The sequence below is a fragment of the Aeromonas sp. MTB genome (assembly GCF_056632455.1).
The window spans coordinates 3835066-3850000 of the sequence record NZ_CP147026.1; the positions used below are offsets into that span (position 1 = coordinate 3835066).

Genomic DNA, 14935 nt, shown 5'->3' on the forward strand with positions numbered 1-14935 from the left:
GGAATGGAATGACAGCATCACATCGGAAACCGTCTGAGCAGGACTCACAGCCACACAGACGGCATGGAATGACAACATCAGGACGGGGAACGTCTGAACCGGTAACCGCGCGCAGCGTTGGTAAAACCGGGCAGAGGGATCTCAAAGACAATATCAGGATGGAGAGTGTATGAGCAGTTATCGGATCGCAGTATTGCCGGGTGACGGCATTGGCCCTGAAGTGATGGCCGAGGCCATCAAGGTGCTGGAGAAGGTGCAGACCAGGTTTGGCCTCGCCTTCGAGTATGATCGCCATGACGTGGGCGGTATTGCCATCGACAACCACGGCACCCCGCTGCCGCAAAGCACGATCAAAGGTTGTGAAGCGGCCGATGCCGTGCTGTTCGGCTCGGTGGGCGGCCCGAAATGGGAACATCTGCCCCCCAACGATCAGCCGGAGCGTGGCGCCCTGCTGCCCCTGCGTGCCCACTTCAAACTGTTCTGCAACCTGCGCCCGGCCCGCATCTACACCGGTCTGGAACAGTTCTCCCCGCTGCGTGCCGACATCTCCGATCGCGGTTTTGACATCGCCTGCGTGCGCGAGCTGACCGGCGGCATCTACTTCGGCCAGCCCAAGGGGCGTGAGGGAGAGGGGGCGAACGAGAAGGCATTCGACACCGAGGTGTACCATCGCTTCGAGATTGAGCGCATCGCCAAGATTGCCTTTGAGTCGGCACGTGTGCGCCGTGGCAAGGTCACCTCCATCGACAAGGCCAACGTGCTCGCCTCCTCCATCCTGTGGCGTGAGGTGGTGACGCAAGTCGCCAAGGATTATCCCGACGTCGAACTGAACCATATGTACATCGATAACGCCACCATGCAGCTCATCAAGGATCCCTCCCAGTTCGATGTGCTGCTCTGCTCCAACCTGTTCGGTGACATCCTCTCCGACGAGTGCGCCATGATCACCGGCTCCATGGGACTGCTCCCCTCCGCCAGCCTCAACGAATCGGGTTTCGGCCTGTTCGAACCGGCCGGTGGTTCGGCCCCCGATATCGCCGGCAAAGGGATTGCCAACCCCATCGCCCAGATCCTCTCCGCCGCCCTGATGCTGCGCTACAGTCTGGGTCAGGAAGCTGCCGCCCAGGCCATTGAGCAGGCCGTGGCCCAGACCCTGGCCGAGGGTTACTTCACCGCCGACCTGCATCAGGCCAGCGCCCGCCATCCGGTGCAGAGCACGTCCGAGATGGGTAGCCAGATCGCCGCCCGGATCTGAGCCGCATAACAGAGAACAAGGAAGAGAGAAGCAATGGCCAAGACCCTCTATCAGAAAGTATTCGACGCCCACGTGGTACGGGAAGTGGAAGGGGAAACGCCCCTCATCTACATCGACCGCCATCTGGTGCATGAAGTGACCAGCCCGCAGGCATTCGACGGCCTGCGCGCCATGAATCGCCAGCTGCGCCGCCCGGATCTGACCTGGGCCACCATGGATCACAACGTCTCCACCACCACCAAGGACATCGCCGCCTCCGGCGAGATGGCCCGCATCCAGATGGAGACGCTGGCCGCCAACTGCAAGGAGTTCGGAGTTCGCCTCTACGATCTCAACCACAAATATCAGGGGATCGTCCATGTGATGGGCCCCGAGCTCGGCATTACCCTGCCCGGCACCACCATCGTCTGCGGCGACTCCCACACTGCCACCCACGGCGCCTTCGGCTCGCTTGCCTTCGGCATCGGCACCTCCGAGGTAGAACATGTGATGGCGACCCAGACCCTGAAACAGGGCCGGGCCAAGACCATGCGCATTTCGGTCAACGGCAAACTGGCCGCAGGCATCAGTGCCAAGGACGTGGTGCTGGCCATTATCGGCAAGGTCGGCCACGCCGGTGGTACCGGCTACGTGGTGGAGTTTGCTGGCGAGGCCATTGCGAGCCTCTCCATGGAAGGGCGGATGACGGTGTGCAACATGGCCATCGAGCTCGGCGCCAAGGCGGGCATGATAGCCCCCGACCAGACCACCATCGACTACATTCGAGGCAAGGAGTTCGCCCCCAAAGGCGAGGCGCTGGAGCAGGCCATCGCTTACTGGCAGAGCCTCAAGAGCGATGAAGGTGCCCGTTTCGATGCCGAGGTGGTGCTGGACGCCGCTGATATCGCCCCGCAGGTCACCTGGGGGACCAATCCGGGTCAGGTGATTGCCGTCAATGAGCCGATTCCGGCACCGGAATCCTTTACCGATCTGATGGAGCAGCAGTCCGCCCGCAAGGCGCTCGCCTACATGGATTTGCAGCCAGGCCAGAAGCTCTCCGACGTTGCCATCGACAAAGTATTTATCGGGTCGTGCACCAACAGCCGCATCGAGGATCTGCGCGCCGCCGCCGCCATCGCTCGCGGTCGCAAGGTTGCCGCTGGCGTGCAGGCGCTGGTGGTGCCGGGTTCCGAGCAGGTGAAGGCGCAGGCCGAAGCCGAGGGTCTGGACAAGATCTTCATCGAGGCCGGTTTTGAGTGGCGCCTGCCGGGGTGCTCCATGTGTCTGGCGATGAACAACGACCGGCTGCAACCGGGAGAGCGCTGCGCCTCCACCAGCAACCGCAACTTCGAAGGGCGTCAGGGCCGCGCCGGCCGCACCCATCTGGTGAGCCCGGCCATGGCAGCCGCTGCCGCCGTCACCGGCCGCTTTGCCGACATTCGCGCACTGTAAGAGGAACCAATGATGACAGGATTCAAACAGCATAAAGGGATCGTCGTCCCCCTCGACAGCGCCAACGTCGACACCGACGCCATCATTCCCAAGCAGTTTTTGCAAAAAGTAAACCGCATCGGTTTTGGCAAGCACCTGTTCCACGACTGGCGCTTCCTTGACGATGCCGGCCAGCAGCCAAACCCCGAGTTTGTACTGAACCAACCACAATTCGCCGGTGCCAGCATCCTGTTGGCCCGCGAGAACTTCGGCTGCGGGTCGAGCCGCGAGCACGCCCCCTGGGCGCTGGCCGACTACGGCTTCAAGACCATCATAGCCCCGAGCTTTGCCGACATCTTCTACGGCAACGCCATCAACAATGGCATGGTGCCGGTGCGCCTGAAGGAGGAGGAGGTTGACGCCCTGTTCCAGCTGGTCGCCGCCAAGCCGGGCATCGAGATCGAGGTGGATCTGGAAGCCAATCAGGTGCGCGCAGGTAGCCTCTGCTTCGGTTTCGAGATCGACGAATTCCGCCGTTACTGCCTGCTCAACGGCTTGGATGCCATCGGCCTGACTCTGCAGCACGAGGCCGCCATCAGCGCCTTTGAGGCGAAGCAGCCGAGCTGGATTTAACGCGCCAGTTGCAAAAAAACGAGTAGAATCAACAGGGAGCTTCGGCTCCCTGTTTTACTGTCCGCTACGCTTCCCACTTTGGGCCACCGGAACTGGCCCGTGCCACAGGAAAGGATGATGAAGAGACCGACGGCAATTCCTCTGCTCTGTGCCCTGCTGCTTGCCCTTCCTGCGGGGGCCAGCCAAACCAGCTTCAACAACAGCCTCGGCCAGATCAGCGTCGGCTGGCAGGATAGCGAAGGCAAACCCCAACAGCTCACCTACCGGCTCGAACAGGGCAAGTTGCCGCCCCTTATCGCCTATCGTCCGGCGAGAATGCAGGAGGAGGTGTTGCAGGTGTTGCTGCGGGAGGTGCGCCAGAACTACCCCGAGGTGCAGTTCACCCTCGCCCGTCCCTCGCTGGAGCTGCATCTGAAAAGCCGCAATCAGGACAAGGCGCGCGAGGCGATGGCCTTTCTGCAGTCCAAGCGGAGCAAAGAGGAGCAGGCGTGGCTGACCAAACACTACTTCCAGTACTTCAACACCCCGGACGGGCAGCTGGCGGTGAAGCAGGACCATGTGCGCATCGCGCTGGAGAGTCGCAGCGGGCTGGCTCCGCTGGCGGATCAACTCAAGCAGCAGGGCAGCACCGAAACGGAAGCGCGCCAGAAGACCGTGGCCCATATGCTCACCTTTATCCAGAGCATCCCCTATCAGCAGCTCGATAGCCTGAATGGAAGACAGGGCAAGGGCTTTCTATCTCCCCGTCAGGTGCTGGAGCAGAACCGGGGGGATTGCGACAGCAAGGTAACCCTGATGGCCGCCATGCTGGCCCAGCTCTTTCCAGAGCTGAAACAGGCCATGGTGTTCGTCCCCGGCCATGCGCTGCTGGCCGTTGACCTGCCCGCCAAGCCGGGGGATGTGACCCTCAACTGGCAGGGGCAGAACTACCTGCTGCTCGAACCTACCGGTCCAGCCACCTTGCCTGCGGGCCAAATAGCATCGACCAGCAAAACGCTGGTCGATAGCAAGCAGTTGAGTGTGCAGCCGGTTCAGGAGAAAGGCTAATCCCCTCCCTCTGCCGATGGGGAGAGAGGATTAACCCTGAGGCAGAAACTCTACCGCCAGCAGCAACCCGCTCTCCTCCTCCAGCACCCGGATAATACGGGCATGGGCTTCAAAGGGGGGCAACAGGTTGTTGTTGGTGGCAAGACTGATCCGGATGGGCTGATTGATGTCGAGCTGGTGTTCAGAGACCGCAATCCCCATGCCGTTGGCACTGAGATCCCGGCAGATCCCCTCCAGCACCAGCTGCTGCTGATAGACGGTGACCGGAGCATTGATGACCATGCGCGCAAAGGCACGCCTTTCCTTGGTATTGGTAAGCACGCGAACATCCTCTGTTGGGTGGGCGTCATCTCATGGGTATTGCACAATTGTGCTGGTCTACCCAAAAGAACGTTAATACAATGCGGTTCGTTTCTCAAACGGGGTGCGGTTTACCGCTGAGATTATACCCGTGTACCTGATCCAGATAATGCTGGCGGAGGAATTTGAGGCATGGCGCTCATTTTTTGCGCCCTCACCCGCTGGCACCTCGTTATTAACAAGTAATAGGGAGTGCCACCCATGAAGACCCTGCTGCTGGTCACCACCGGCCTGCTGTCGGCCAATGTGTTCGCCGCCGACACCCTCACCGTCTACACCTACAGCTCCTTCACTGCCGAGTGGGGTCCGGGGCCCAAGATCAAACAGGCCTTCGAGAAAGCGTGCGACTGCACCCTCAATCTGGTTCCCCTCGAAGATGGGGTAGCCATCCTCAACCGGCTGCGGCTGGAGGGCAACCACAGCAAGGCCGATCTGGTGCTGGGGCTCGACGATGCTCTCATCAGCGAAGCCAAGCAGAGCGGCCTGTTCGCCCCCCATCCCGCCAAGCTGGATGGCATCAAGGTGCCAGGTGGCTGGCAGGATGACACCTTCGTCCCCTACGACTACGGCTACTTCGCCTTTGTCTATGACAAGGACAAACTCAAGCAGCCGCCCAAGAGCCTGAAAGAGCTGGTGGAGCGTCCCGACCTCAAAGTGATCTATCAGGATCCCCGCACCTCCACCCCGGGGCAGGGGTTGATGCTGTGGATGAAGTCTGTTTATGGCGACAAGGCGCCTGCCGCCTGGGCCGAGCTTGCCAAAAAGACGGTCACCGTCACCAAGGGGTGGTCAGAGGCCTATGGCATGTTCCTCGATGGTGAAGCGGACATGGTGCTCTCCTACACCACCTCTCCGGCCTATCACCTGATTGCCGAGAACAAGCCCCAGTATCAGGCGGCGGCGTTTGAGGAGGGTCACTACCGTCAGGTAGAAGTGGCCGCCAAGCTGAAGAGCGCCAAACAGGGGAAGCTGGCTGACCAGTTCCTGCAATTTATGGTGAGCCCCGCCTTCCAGAACGAGATCCCGACCGGCAACTGGATGTATCCGGTCATCGACACGCCGCTGCCCAAGGGCTTCGAACAGATGATCACCGTCAGCAAACCGCTCGCCTTCAGCGCCGATGAGGTGGCCGCCAATCGCAAAGGATGGATCCGCGAGTGGCTGCAAGCCGTCACCCAGTGAACCGTCATCTGAAACCACAGGCTCGTCCCCTCTGGTGGCTGCCGGGCAGTGCAGCCACCCTGTTGATCCTGTTGCTGTCCCTCGGGCCGCTGGCGGCCCTGTTGTGGCAGGCCGGTTCGCTGGCTCCCCGCACCCTGCTCTCAGATCCTTATCTGCGTCATGTGCTGGGCTTCAGTCTGGGGCAGGCACTGCTCTCCACCCTGCTCAGTCTCGGGCTCGCCATTCCGGTGGCCCGCGCGCTGGCGCGGCGGCGATTCCTTGGCCGAACCCTGCTGATCAAGTTGTTTGGCCTCTCGCTGGTACTGCCGGTCATCATCGCCATCTTCGGTATTGTGGCGGTACATGGCAAACAGGGGTGGCTACCGCAACTACTACGGTCACTGGGGCTGGATCCCGGCAATTATCTCTACGGCCTGTTCGGCATCCTGCTGGCCCACGTCTTCTTCAATATGCCACTGGCGGCCCGTCTGATGCTGCAGAGCATAGAGAGCATCCCCGAATCGAGCTGGCGCCTTGCCAGCCAGCTTGGCATGCGCTCATCCCATATCTTCCGGCTGCTGGAGTGGCCGCTTATTCGCGGCATATTGCCGGGGCTGGCCAGCCTCATCTTCATGCTCTGCTTCACCAGCTTCACTACCGTACTGGCGCTGGGGGGCGGGCCGAAATCGACCACCCTGGAGGTGGCTGTCTATCAGGCGCTGCGCTTTGACTTCGATCTCGCCACCGCGGGCGGATTGGCGCTGGTGCAGCTCATCCTGACCGCCGCCCTGCTCGCCCTGCAGCACAAGCTGCAGAGCACCCCGGCCAGCAGGGTGACACCCCGTCGCCCCTGCCTGCGGCCGGATCGTCATCAACCGGGCACGGCCGTGGTGGATCTGCTCTCGCTCGGTATCGGGCTCGCCATCTTTCTGCCACCGTTGCTTGCCATCGTGGTGGCAGGCCTTCACCCCGGCCTGCTGATGGCGCTCACTTCCAGCAAGCTATGGCAGGCGAGCGGCCAGTCGCTGCTGATTGCGCTGGCGGCAGGCACCCTGGCGACCCTGCTCGGCAGCGGCCTGCTGCTCACCAGCCGTCACCTCAAGGTGCGCACCCGCCAGCGACGGGCTGCCGCCCTGTGGGAGGCCAGCGGTTCGATGATCCTGATGATCCCGGCGGTGGTGCTCTCCACCGGTCTCTTCATCCTGTTTATGCCCTTTGCCGACGTGTTCGCCCTCGGCCCCTGGCTGGTGGTGCTGGTCAACGCCCTGATGGCGCTACCCTACGTGCTGCGCACCCTCTCCGCCCCCATGCAGCTGGTGGTGCGCCAATACGACCGGCTGGCGGATAGCCTGGGGGTACGCGGCCTGCATCGCCTGCGACTGGTGGAGTGGCCGCTGCTGCGCCGCCCGCTGGCACTAGCGATGGCGCTGTCGATGATCCTCTCGCTGGGGGATCTCGGCGCCATCGCCATGTTTGGCAGTCAGGAGCTCACCACCCTGCCCTGGCGGCTCTACCAACAGCTCGGCAGCTACCGCCTGACCGAGGCGGCCGCCACCGCTCTGCTGCTGCTTACGCTCTGTTTCTCCCTGTTCTGGCTGGTGGAACGGGGGCTTGGAGGAAAACATGCTGAACATTGATACGCTGGTGACCAGCTACCCCGACTGGCGCGTCAGCTTCAGCGCAACCCTGCCCAAGGGGGAGATCACCGCACTGATCGGCCCAAGCGGCGCGGGCAAGTCGACCCTGCTCGGGATGATCGCCGGATTCGTGCCGGTGGAGTCGGGCCGCCTCAGCTTCGATGGCGAAGATCTGCTGCCGCTGGGCCCGGCCGAGCGACCAGTCACCACCCTGTTTCAGGATCACAACCTGTTCCTCCATCTGTCGGTGTTCGACAATATCGCCATCGGCTTGCACCCGGGTCTGCGCCTGAGTGCCGCCCAGCGGGCACAGGTGATCGATGCAGCCGCACGGGTTGGTCTTGGCGAGATGTTAAACCGCCAGCCTGAACAGCTCTCCGGCGGCCAGCAGCAGCGAGTCGGGCTGGCTCGCGCGCTGGTGCGCGGCAAACCGCTGCTGCTGCTGGATGAGCCCTTCTCTGCCCTCGATCCCGCCCTGCGCCGGGAGATGCTGGCGGAAGTGGCGAGGCTAGCCTGCGAGCAGGGCATTACCGTGTTGATGGTCTCCCACAATCCGGAGGATGCCCAGCTTATTGCCGGTCAGGTACTGTTTGTCGACGAGGGGCGCATCGCCCTGCAAGGCAAGCCGGATATTCTGCAAAACAGCGACCACCCGGGGCTGCTGCGCTATCTTGGCCAATAGTCCTTGGGAATAAAGGCTGCGCCATGATCAAAAAGGGAGGCCGATTGGCCTCCCTTTGTATCTGGAAATATTCAGTTTAATCAGAGGTTTTCCTCGGCGAACGAAGCCAGTCGGCTGCGTACCACGCCATTGAGGAAGATGTTGGCACTGCCGTCAAAATCCTTGAAACGCTCGACAATGTAGGTGAGACCCGAGGTCACCGGGCTCAGGTAGTTGGAGTCGATCTGGGCCAGGTTACCGGAGCAGACGATCTTGGTGCCCTCGCCGCAGCGGGTGATGATGGTCTTGATCTGGGACGCGGTCAGGTTCTGGCACTCATCCAGCAGTACGAAGGTGTTCTGGATGCTGCGTCCGCGCATGAAGTTGACCGATTTGAACTGGATGTTGGCCTTCTCCATGATGTAGCTGAGCGAGCCGCTCATGTTCTCGTCCTGCTTGTGCAGCACCTCCAGGGTGTCGGTCACTGCCGCCAGCCAAGGCATCATCTTCTCCTCCTCGGTGCCGGGCAGGAAGCCGATGCTTTCGGCAATTTCCGGGGTATTCCGGGTGACGATCACCTTCTCGTAAATGCCCTTCTCAATCACCAACTCCAGCGCAGCAGCCATGGCCAGCAAGGTCTTGCCGCAACCCGCCGGGCCAGTCAGGATCACCAGATCGATGTGCGGATCGAGCAGTGCATCCAACGCCATCCCCTGATAGACGTTCTTGGGATGGACACCCCACGCCTTGCGGGACATCAGTCGCTCGCGGCCCAGATCCTTGATGCGGATCTTGTTGCCATCGTGGCTGAGTACCCGGGCGGCGAAGAAATTCTCTTCATCCACCAGATACTGGTTTACGTGAACCCCTTCCAGCAGATTGGCATCGATCACATGGATGGTGTCGCGGCCATGGGTCTCGCTCTCGCACTCGCCAACCCGCTCCCAAAAGCTGCCAGGCACAACCTGAAAGCCTTTGGCAAGCAGGCGGATATCGTCGATCAGCTGGTCGCTACGGTAATCTTCAACGTGAGCAAGCCCGGCCCCTTTGGCCTTGAGGCGCATGTTGATGTCTTTGGTGACCAGCACCACCTGACGCTTCAACTCATGCTTTTGCAGATAGAGGGCCGCGTTGATGATACGGTTGTCGGCCTCCTTGTCGGTAAAGACCTCGGCATCCTGCGGCAGATGGTGATCGCTAAAGATGCAGATATTGCCGCTCGCCTCGCCAGCCAGCGGAACGCCCTGGGTGATCTGATCCGGGGTTGCATCGCGGAACACATCTTCCAGCGCACGAATGGCCACCCGCGCGTCGCGGCTGACATCCTTGTTGCGATCCTTGATGTTATCGAGCTCTTCCAGCACCGTCATGGGGATGAGCACGTCGTGCTCTTTGAAGGAGTAGATAGCGAGGGGTTCGTGAAGCAGAACGTTGGTATCCAGGATAAACAGCTTTCGGTCCGTATTGTCCATAAGCATCCTCCTTGGCACTGAAGGGCCACGTGTGTGAATCTCAGATGTCATTGAAACCACACGGCCGTGACAGTTTTATTAACCTCAACGCTACGCCCGATTTTACTATCGCGCAACAAATCACTTGGCCGCCTGATTTGATTGCGCATAAAAACAGCAATACAAAGACCGGCACTGTGGCCGGTCTTTTTTCTATCGTTCAACTACTTGGGCATGTCTGTCAGCCGCACTTGGAGTCGCCACAGTTGAGGCAGGTCATGCAGCCATCCTTCAGCACCAGCGCCTTGGTGTGGCACTTGTAGCAGAGCGCGGCATTGGCCGGGAAACCACTGCTCGCCTGCTGCTCTTCAGCCTCCTGAGCGGCTTTCAACTCGGCCTGCTTCTCGGCCAGAAATGCCTGCTGATGCTCGTCCAACCCCGGCGCCTTGAGCATGCCGATCTCGGTGAGATGGCTCTCGATCACGTTGCCAATTTCGGCGATCAGCGACGGCACATACTTGCCCTTGTTCCAGTAGCCGCCCTTGGGATCAAACACCGAGCGCAGCTCCTCGACCAGGAAGGTGACATCCCCACCCTTGCGGAATACCGCCGAGATGATGCGGGTCAGCGCCACGATCCACTGATAGTGCTCCAGGCTCTTGGAGTTGATGAAAATCTCGAACGGACGGCGAGTTTCGTGAACCGTGCCCTCGTTGAGAATGATGTCGTTGATGGTGATGAACAGTGAGTGCTCGGAGACATGCTCCGGCGTCTTCAACTTGTAGGTGGTGCCCATCAGCCGCTCCGGGCGCAGCACGGTTTCGTGCATGTGCACCACGTCATCCTGCGCAGAGAGATCTTCTTGCGGCTCATCCTTGGTACGCACCTTGTAGGCGACGATTTTCTTGTCGATCTTCTTGACCATAATGTCGTTCTCAGAATTTACCGTAATAGCCTTCTTTCAAGGCGTCGTAGAGGTTGGCGGCCGTATGCAGCTCGCCATCGTATTCGATCTCTTCGTTTCCCTTGACGGAGATGACGGAGCCATCCTCCAGAGTGAACTCATAGAGGGTGTTCTCCAGATCCTTCTCCTTCACCAGCACGCCCTGGAAGGCCTCCGGATTGAAGCGGAAGGTGGTGCAGCCCTTGAGACCGGAGTCCGAGGCATACATGTAGATGTCCTTGAACTGCTCGAACGGGAAATCGGTCGGCACGTTGGCAGTCTTGGAGATGGAGGAATCGATCCAGCGCTGGGCCGCAGCCTGAATGTCCACATGCTGCGCTGGGCTGATGTCATCGGCAGTAATGAAATAGTCCGGCAGACGGCTCGCTTCATCATCGGCATAGGGCATGGCGGCCGGATTCACCAGCTCGCGATAGGCCAGCAGCTCGAAGGAGTAGACATCGACGCTCTCCTTGCTCTTCTTGCCCGGCTTGATGACGTTGCGGCTGTAGTGGTGGGCAAAGCTCGGCTCGATGCCGTTGCTGGCGTTGTTGGCCAGGGACAGGGAGATAGTGCCGGTGGGCGCAATACTGCTGTGGTGAGTGAAACGCCCACCCACTTCCGCCAGCTCGGCGACCAGCGCAGGATCCACTTCGGCAACCTGCTGTATATAACGGCTATAACGAGCGTGCAGCACCTTGCCCTTCACCTTGTCACCCACCTTGATGCCATCAGCCGCCATTTCCGGGCGCAGACGCATCATCTTGCCAGTCACTTCAAACTCCTGCTCCATGATGGGGGCTGGGCCCTTCTCCTTGGCAAGACGCAGGGACTCCTGCCAGCCGGTCATCGCCAGCTCTTGGGATACCTGCTCGGTAAAGGCTACGGATGCCGCAGAGCCGTACTTGATCTGCAGCATGGTGAGGGTCGAACCAAGACCCAGGAAACCCATGCCATGCCGGCGCTTGGTTGTGATCTCCTCGCGCTGTTTGGCCAGCGGCAGTTGGTTGATCTCCACCACGTTGTCGAGCATGCGAGTAAAGATGGCCACCACCTTGCGAAACGCCTGCCAATCGAATGCCGCGTTTTCAGTAAAAGGGTCGCGCACAAACTTGGTCAGATTGACCGAGCCCAGCAGACAGGCACCGTAGGGCGGCAACGGCTGCTCACCACAGGGGTTGGTCGCGCGGATCTCTTCACAGAACCAGTTGTTGTTCATCTGGTTGACCTTGTCGATCAGGATGAAGCCGGGCTCTGCATAGTCATAGGTGGAGGTCATGATGACATTCCACAGCTTGCGGGCTGGCATGGTCTTGTAGACCTTACAAGCGACCTGCCCCAACTCGTTGAATACAACCCCTTCCTTGTTGGGCCAGTCGGCCCATAGCACCTGAGCGGGATCGTCCAGCGCAATGCCATCCTGCTCCACCTCTTTAGCGGTGTAGGGGAAGATCAGCGACCAGGGGGCATCCTCTTTCACCGCCTTGACGAAATCTTCGGTGATGAGCAGAGAGAGGTTGAACTGTCGCAGGCGGCCATCTTCGCGCTTGGCCTGAATAAACTCGATCACATCGGGATGGCGGATATCCATGGTGCCCATCTGGGCGCCGCGACGGCCACCGGCTGACGAGACTGTGAAACACATCTTGTCATAGATATCCATAAAGGAGAGCGGGCCGGAAGTGTAGGCACCGGCACCGGAGACAAAGGCACCGCGCGGGCGCAGGGTCGAGAAGTCATATCCGATGCCGCAACCGGCTTTCAGGGTCAGACCGGCCTCGTGCACCTTGCCAAGGATATCGTCCATCGAATCTTCGATGGTACCGGAAACAGTACAGTTGATGGTTGAAGTAGCAGGCTTGTGCTCAAACGCCCCCGCATTGGAGGTGATGCGCCCCGCCGGAATGGCACCATTGCGCAGCGCCCACAGGAACGGCTCATACCAGGCCTCCGGTTCCAGCTCCTGCTCTGCCAACGCACGGGCAACCCGCTGGTAAGTCTCATCGATAGAGCTGTCGATGGGCATGCCATCCTTGCTCTTGAGGCGATACTTGCTATCCCAGATCTCGAGGGACGTTTCCTGCATGGGGATAAGGCGGGAGCCAAGCTCACTCTCCAACACCGGGTTCGATTTAGCCATTTTCAATCAACCTTATGTGAATGCATCGACATCATGACAACAGCAGAAAACACAACTAATGGTGCCATATAAAATTAATGACACAACATATAGTACAACTGATGCCATGAGGGCGCCGATTCTAACCTAAAAAAATGCCCCGGCCAGCAGATTTCTTGGCCAGGGCACTTAACTGATTAATTTGCTGAGAGATTTAACACTCAGAGATAGATCAGGGCTTCTTGACGTAAACGGTCGGTGTTTCACCCGCCATATTCAGATAGAACTCGTAGACGCCATCGGCATCCGGTGAGAACTTCATGTCCTCATACTTGGAGCAGGGATTGACCGGCACACCCTCACCACCCAACACGGCAACACCATCACTCGGGCTCTTGTAGCCAAAGTTGGTACCGCAGCTCCAGCCTGAATCAGCAAACTTGAACTTGTAGGGGGCCCACTCTTTCTTGAGGGTGCCTTTGGCCATATAGAGCTTGTCGGCCACCTTGACTACCTTGCTTTCATCAGTCGCCATCCAGTCGTTCATCTCCCCGCGCAGGTAGATGGACTTGCCACCGAAGTCGCTGTTGTCTGCCGCTGCCTGCTCTGCACCACCATTGGATGCGCAACCGCCTAATACCAGGGTTCCCGCCGCCAGCATCATCGTTACTGTTCTTTTGAACATGGGTCTATTCCTTAAATTATTGTGATTCCTTGGTCCATCCATGTGGACTGAAGAATTAAACCAGAGTAGGTATCACAAGAAAGGTAGAGGCATCACATTCTGTGCTTTTTATATCCAACACATTGAACTAGTGAGGAAATATCGAACAGAAAAGAGGCCTTTTTGGGGCTTTAGAAGGGTAATCAATGAATGACAAGAAGGGGAAAGTCTAATAATCCGGCGACTTACTGAATTGCAGGCAATAAAAAACCCCGCTCATCGAGCGGGGTTTCTTGTATTGGGTGCCTGGCAGTGTCCTACTCTCGCATGGCGAATGCCACACTACCATCGGCGCTACCGCGTTTCACTTCTGAGTTCGGCATGGGATCAGGTGGTTCCACGGCGCTATGGCCGCCAGGCAAATTCTTAATCTAGAAAGCTGACGTGAATAACGACTTGGCTACTGTGCTTTGTCATTACCACTGAATTTGAGTAGTTCGTTCTATTTGCTACAAGTCTTAGAACACTTCTTGGGTGTTGTATGGTTAAGCCTCACGGGTAATTAGTATGGGTTAGCTCAACACGTCGCCGCGCTTACACACCCCACCTATCAACGTTGTGGTCTCCAACGGCCCTTTAGGACCCTCAAGGGGTCAGGGATGACTCATCTCAGGGCTCGCTTCCCGCTTAGATGCTTTCAGCGGTTATCGATTCCGAACTTAGCTACCGGGCAGTGCCACTGGCGTGACAACCCGAACACCAGAGGTTCGTTCACTCCGGTCCTCTCGTACTAGGAGCAACTCCCTTCAATCATCCAACGCCCACGGCAGATAGGGACCGAACTGTCTCACGACGTTCTGAACCCAGCTCGCGTACCACTTTAAATGGCGAACAGCCATACCCTTGGGACCGACTTCAGCCCCAGGATGTGATGAGCCGACATCGAGGTGCCAAACACCGCCGTCGATATGAACTCTTGGGCGGTATCAGCCTGTTATCCCCGGAGTACCTTTTATCCGTTGAGCGATGGCCCTTCCATTCAGAACCACCGGATCACTATGACCTACTTTCGTACCTGCTCGACCTGTCCGTCTCGCAGTTAAGCTGGCTTATGCCATTGCACTAACCTCCTGATGTCCGACCAGGATTAGCCAACCTTCGTGCTCCTCCGTTACTCTTTGGGAGGAGACCGCCCCAGTCAAACTACCCACCAGGCACTGTCCGCGAGCCCGATTCAGGGCCCTGCGTTAGAACATCAAACATACAAGGGTGGTATTTCAAGGACGGCTCCAGCGCAACTGGCGTCACGCCTTCAAAGCCTCCCACCTATCCTACACATGTAGGTTCAATGTTCAGTGCCAAGCTGTAGTAAAGGTTCACGGGGTCTTTCCGTCTAGCCGCGGGTACACCGCATCTTCACGGCGAATTCGATTTCACTGAGTCTCGGGTGGAGACAGCATGGCCATGGTTACACCATTCGTGCAGGTCGGAACTTACCCGACAAGGAATTTCGCTACCTTAGGACCGTTATAGTTACGGTCGCCGTTTACCGGGGCTTCGATCAAGAGCTTCGCTTGCGCTAACCCCATCAATT

At 59.0% G+C, this 14935-nt stretch carries 12 protein-coding genes, 2 rRNA genes and 1 riboswitch (1 of these 15 cut by a window edge); of the genes, 7 read left to right on the forward strand and 7 right to left on the reverse strand.

Features of this window, described 5'->3' with window-relative positions:
• Window positions 1-169 precede the first annotated feature (169 nt).
• The 4 genes from leuB (at window position 170) to WBR25_RS17500 (ending at window position 4345) form a co-directional block, all read left to right on the forward strand.
• Entirely contained in the window at window positions 170-1255 is a 1086-nt protein-coding gene (gene leuB, locus WBR25_RS17485) for a 3-isopropylmalate dehydrogenase (RefSeq protein WP_479748752.1), read from the forward strand.
• 33 nt (window positions 1256-1288) lie between these two features.
• Window positions 1289-2686 carry a 3-isopropylmalate dehydratase large subunit gene (gene leuC, locus WBR25_RS17490; RefSeq protein WP_479748754.1) on the forward strand — a complete coding sequence of 466 codons (1398 nt, stop codon included), beginning with the start codon at window positions 1289-1291 and terminating at the stop codon, window positions 2684-2686.
• A 12-nt stretch (window positions 2687-2698) separates the two neighbouring features.
• Window positions 2699-3298 carry a 3-isopropylmalate dehydratase small subunit gene (gene leuD, locus WBR25_RS17495; protein WP_100654506.1) on the forward strand — a complete coding sequence of 200 codons (600 nt, stop codon included), beginning with the start codon at window positions 2699-2701 and terminating at the stop codon, window positions 3296-3298.
• Window positions 3299-3415: 117 nt separating this feature from the next.
• Window positions 3416-4345, forward strand: a complete 930-nt coding sequence (locus tag WBR25_RS17500) for a hypothetical protein (protein WP_005339158.1) — start codon at window positions 3416-3418, stop codon at window positions 4343-4345.
• 30 nt (window positions 4346-4375) lie between these two features.
• Here the strand turns inward: WBR25_RS17500 and WBR25_RS17505 are convergent, their stop codons facing one another.
• Window positions 4376-4666: a PilZ domain-containing protein gene (locus WBR25_RS17505; protein WP_005339160.1), complete on the reverse strand. Its 291-nt coding sequence runs from the start codon at window positions 4664-4666 to the stop codon at window positions 4376-4378.
• A gap of 89 nt (window positions 4667-4755) precedes the next feature.
• Window positions 4756-4846: riboswitch (TPP riboswitch) on the forward strand.
• A 60-nt stretch (window positions 4847-4906) separates the two neighbouring features.
• Between WBR25_RS17505 and thiB the strand changes: the two genes are divergently transcribed.
• Genes thiB through thiQ form a run of 3 tightly spaced genes read left to right on the forward strand, consistent with a single transcriptional unit; the run spans window position 4907 to window position 8185 of the window.
• Window positions 4907-5887 carry a thiamine ABC transporter substrate binding subunit gene (thiB, locus tag WBR25_RS17510; protein WP_479748756.1) on the forward strand — a complete coding sequence of 327 codons (981 nt, stop codon included), beginning with the start codon at window positions 4907-4909 and terminating at the stop codon, window positions 5885-5887.
• Window positions 5851-7503, forward strand: a complete 1653-nt coding sequence (thiP, locus tag WBR25_RS17515; RefSeq protein ID WP_479748757.1) for a thiamine/thiamine pyrophosphate ABC transporter permease — start codon at window positions 5851-5853, stop codon at window positions 7501-7503. The genes thiB and thiP overlap by 37 nt, the downstream gene beginning before the upstream one ends.
• Window positions 7490-8185: a thiamine ABC transporter ATP-binding protein gene (gene thiQ / locus WBR25_RS17520; RefSeq protein ID WP_479748759.1), complete on the forward strand. Its 696-nt coding sequence runs from the start codon at window positions 7490-7492 to the stop codon at window positions 8183-8185. Before thiP ends, thiQ begins: the two co-directional genes overlap by 14 nt.
• Before the next feature lie 80 nt (window positions 8186-8265).
• On the opposite strand, the gene WBR25_RS17525 is transcribed toward thiQ, so the two are convergent.
• The 6 genes from WBR25_RS17525 to WBR25_RS17550 form a co-directional block, all read right to left on the reverse strand.
• The gene (locus WBR25_RS17525) at window positions 8266-9636 is read right to left on the reverse strand and encodes a PhoH family protein (protein WP_005358170.1); all 1371 of its coding nucleotides are present in this window, start codon (window positions 9634-9636) and stop codon (window positions 8266-8268) included.
• Between the two features lie 220 nt (window positions 9637-9856).
• On the reverse strand, window positions 9857-10540 hold the full coding sequence (locus tag WBR25_RS17530; protein ID WP_021231985.1) for a TSCPD domain-containing protein: 684 nt from the start codon (window positions 10538-10540) through the stop codon (window positions 9857-9859).
• Between the two features lie 10 nt (window positions 10541-10550).
• Window positions 10551-12698: an adenosylcobalamin-dependent ribonucleoside-diphosphate reductase gene (locus tag WBR25_RS17535; RefSeq protein WP_479748762.1), complete on the reverse strand. Its 2148-nt coding sequence runs from the start codon at window positions 12696-12698 to the stop codon at window positions 10551-10553.
• A 211-nt stretch (window positions 12699-12909) separates the two neighbouring features.
• Complete coding sequence (locus WBR25_RS17540; RefSeq protein WP_129504705.1) at window positions 12910-13362, reverse strand: early set domain-containing protein; 453 nt, start codon at window positions 13360-13362, stop codon at window positions 12910-12912.
• A 283-nt stretch (window positions 13363-13645) separates the two neighbouring features.
• A 5S ribosomal RNA gene (gene rrf, locus WBR25_RS17545) occupies window positions 13646-13760 on the reverse strand.
• A gap of 122 nt (window positions 13761-13882) precedes the next feature.
• Window positions 13883-14935, reverse strand: a 23S ribosomal RNA gene (locus WBR25_RS17550); it runs 1836 nt beyond the window's last position.

Bases quoted from the DNA above. Each gene is read 5' to 3' on its own strand.
- leuB (WP_479748752.1), top strand. From the start codon at position 170: ATGAGCAGTTATCGGATCGCAGTATTGCCGGGTGACGGCATTGGCCCT.
- leuC (WP_479748754.1), top strand. From the start codon at position 1,289: ATGGCCAAGACCCTCTATCAGAAAGTATTCGACGCCCACGTGGTACGG.
- leuD (WP_100654506.1), top strand. From the start codon at position 2,699: ATGACAGGATTCAAACAGCATAAAGGGATCGTCGTCCCCCTCGACAGC.
- WBR25_RS17500 (WP_005339158.1), top strand. From the start codon at position 3,416: ATGAAGAGACCGACGGCAATTCCTCTGCTCTGTGCCCTGCTGCTTGCC.
- thiB (WP_479748756.1), top strand. From the start codon at position 4,907: ATGAAGACCCTGCTGCTGGTCACCACCGGCCTGCTGTCGGCCAATGTG.
- thiP (WP_479748757.1), top strand. From the start codon at position 5,851: ATGGATCCGCGAGTGGCTGCAAGCCGTCACCCAGTGAACCGTCATCTG.
- thiQ (WP_479748759.1), top strand. From the start codon at position 7,490: ATGCTGAACATTGATACGCTGGTGACCAGCTACCCCGACTGGCGCGTC.
- WBR25_RS17525 (WP_005358170.1), bottom strand. From the start codon at position 9,636: ATGGACAATACGGACCGAAAGCTGTTTATCCTGGATACCAACGTTCTG.
- WBR25_RS17530 (WP_021231985.1), bottom strand. From the start codon at position 10,540: ATGGTCAAGAAGATCGACAAGAAAATCGTCGCCTACAAGGTGCGTACC.
- WBR25_RS17535 (WP_479748762.1), bottom strand. From the start codon at position 12,698: ATGGCTAAATCGAACCCGGTGTTGGAGAGTGAGCTTGGCTCCCGCCTT.
- WBR25_RS17540 (WP_129504705.1), bottom strand. From the start codon at position 13,362: ATGTTCAAAAGAACAGTAACGATGATGCTGGCGGCGGGAACCCTGGTA.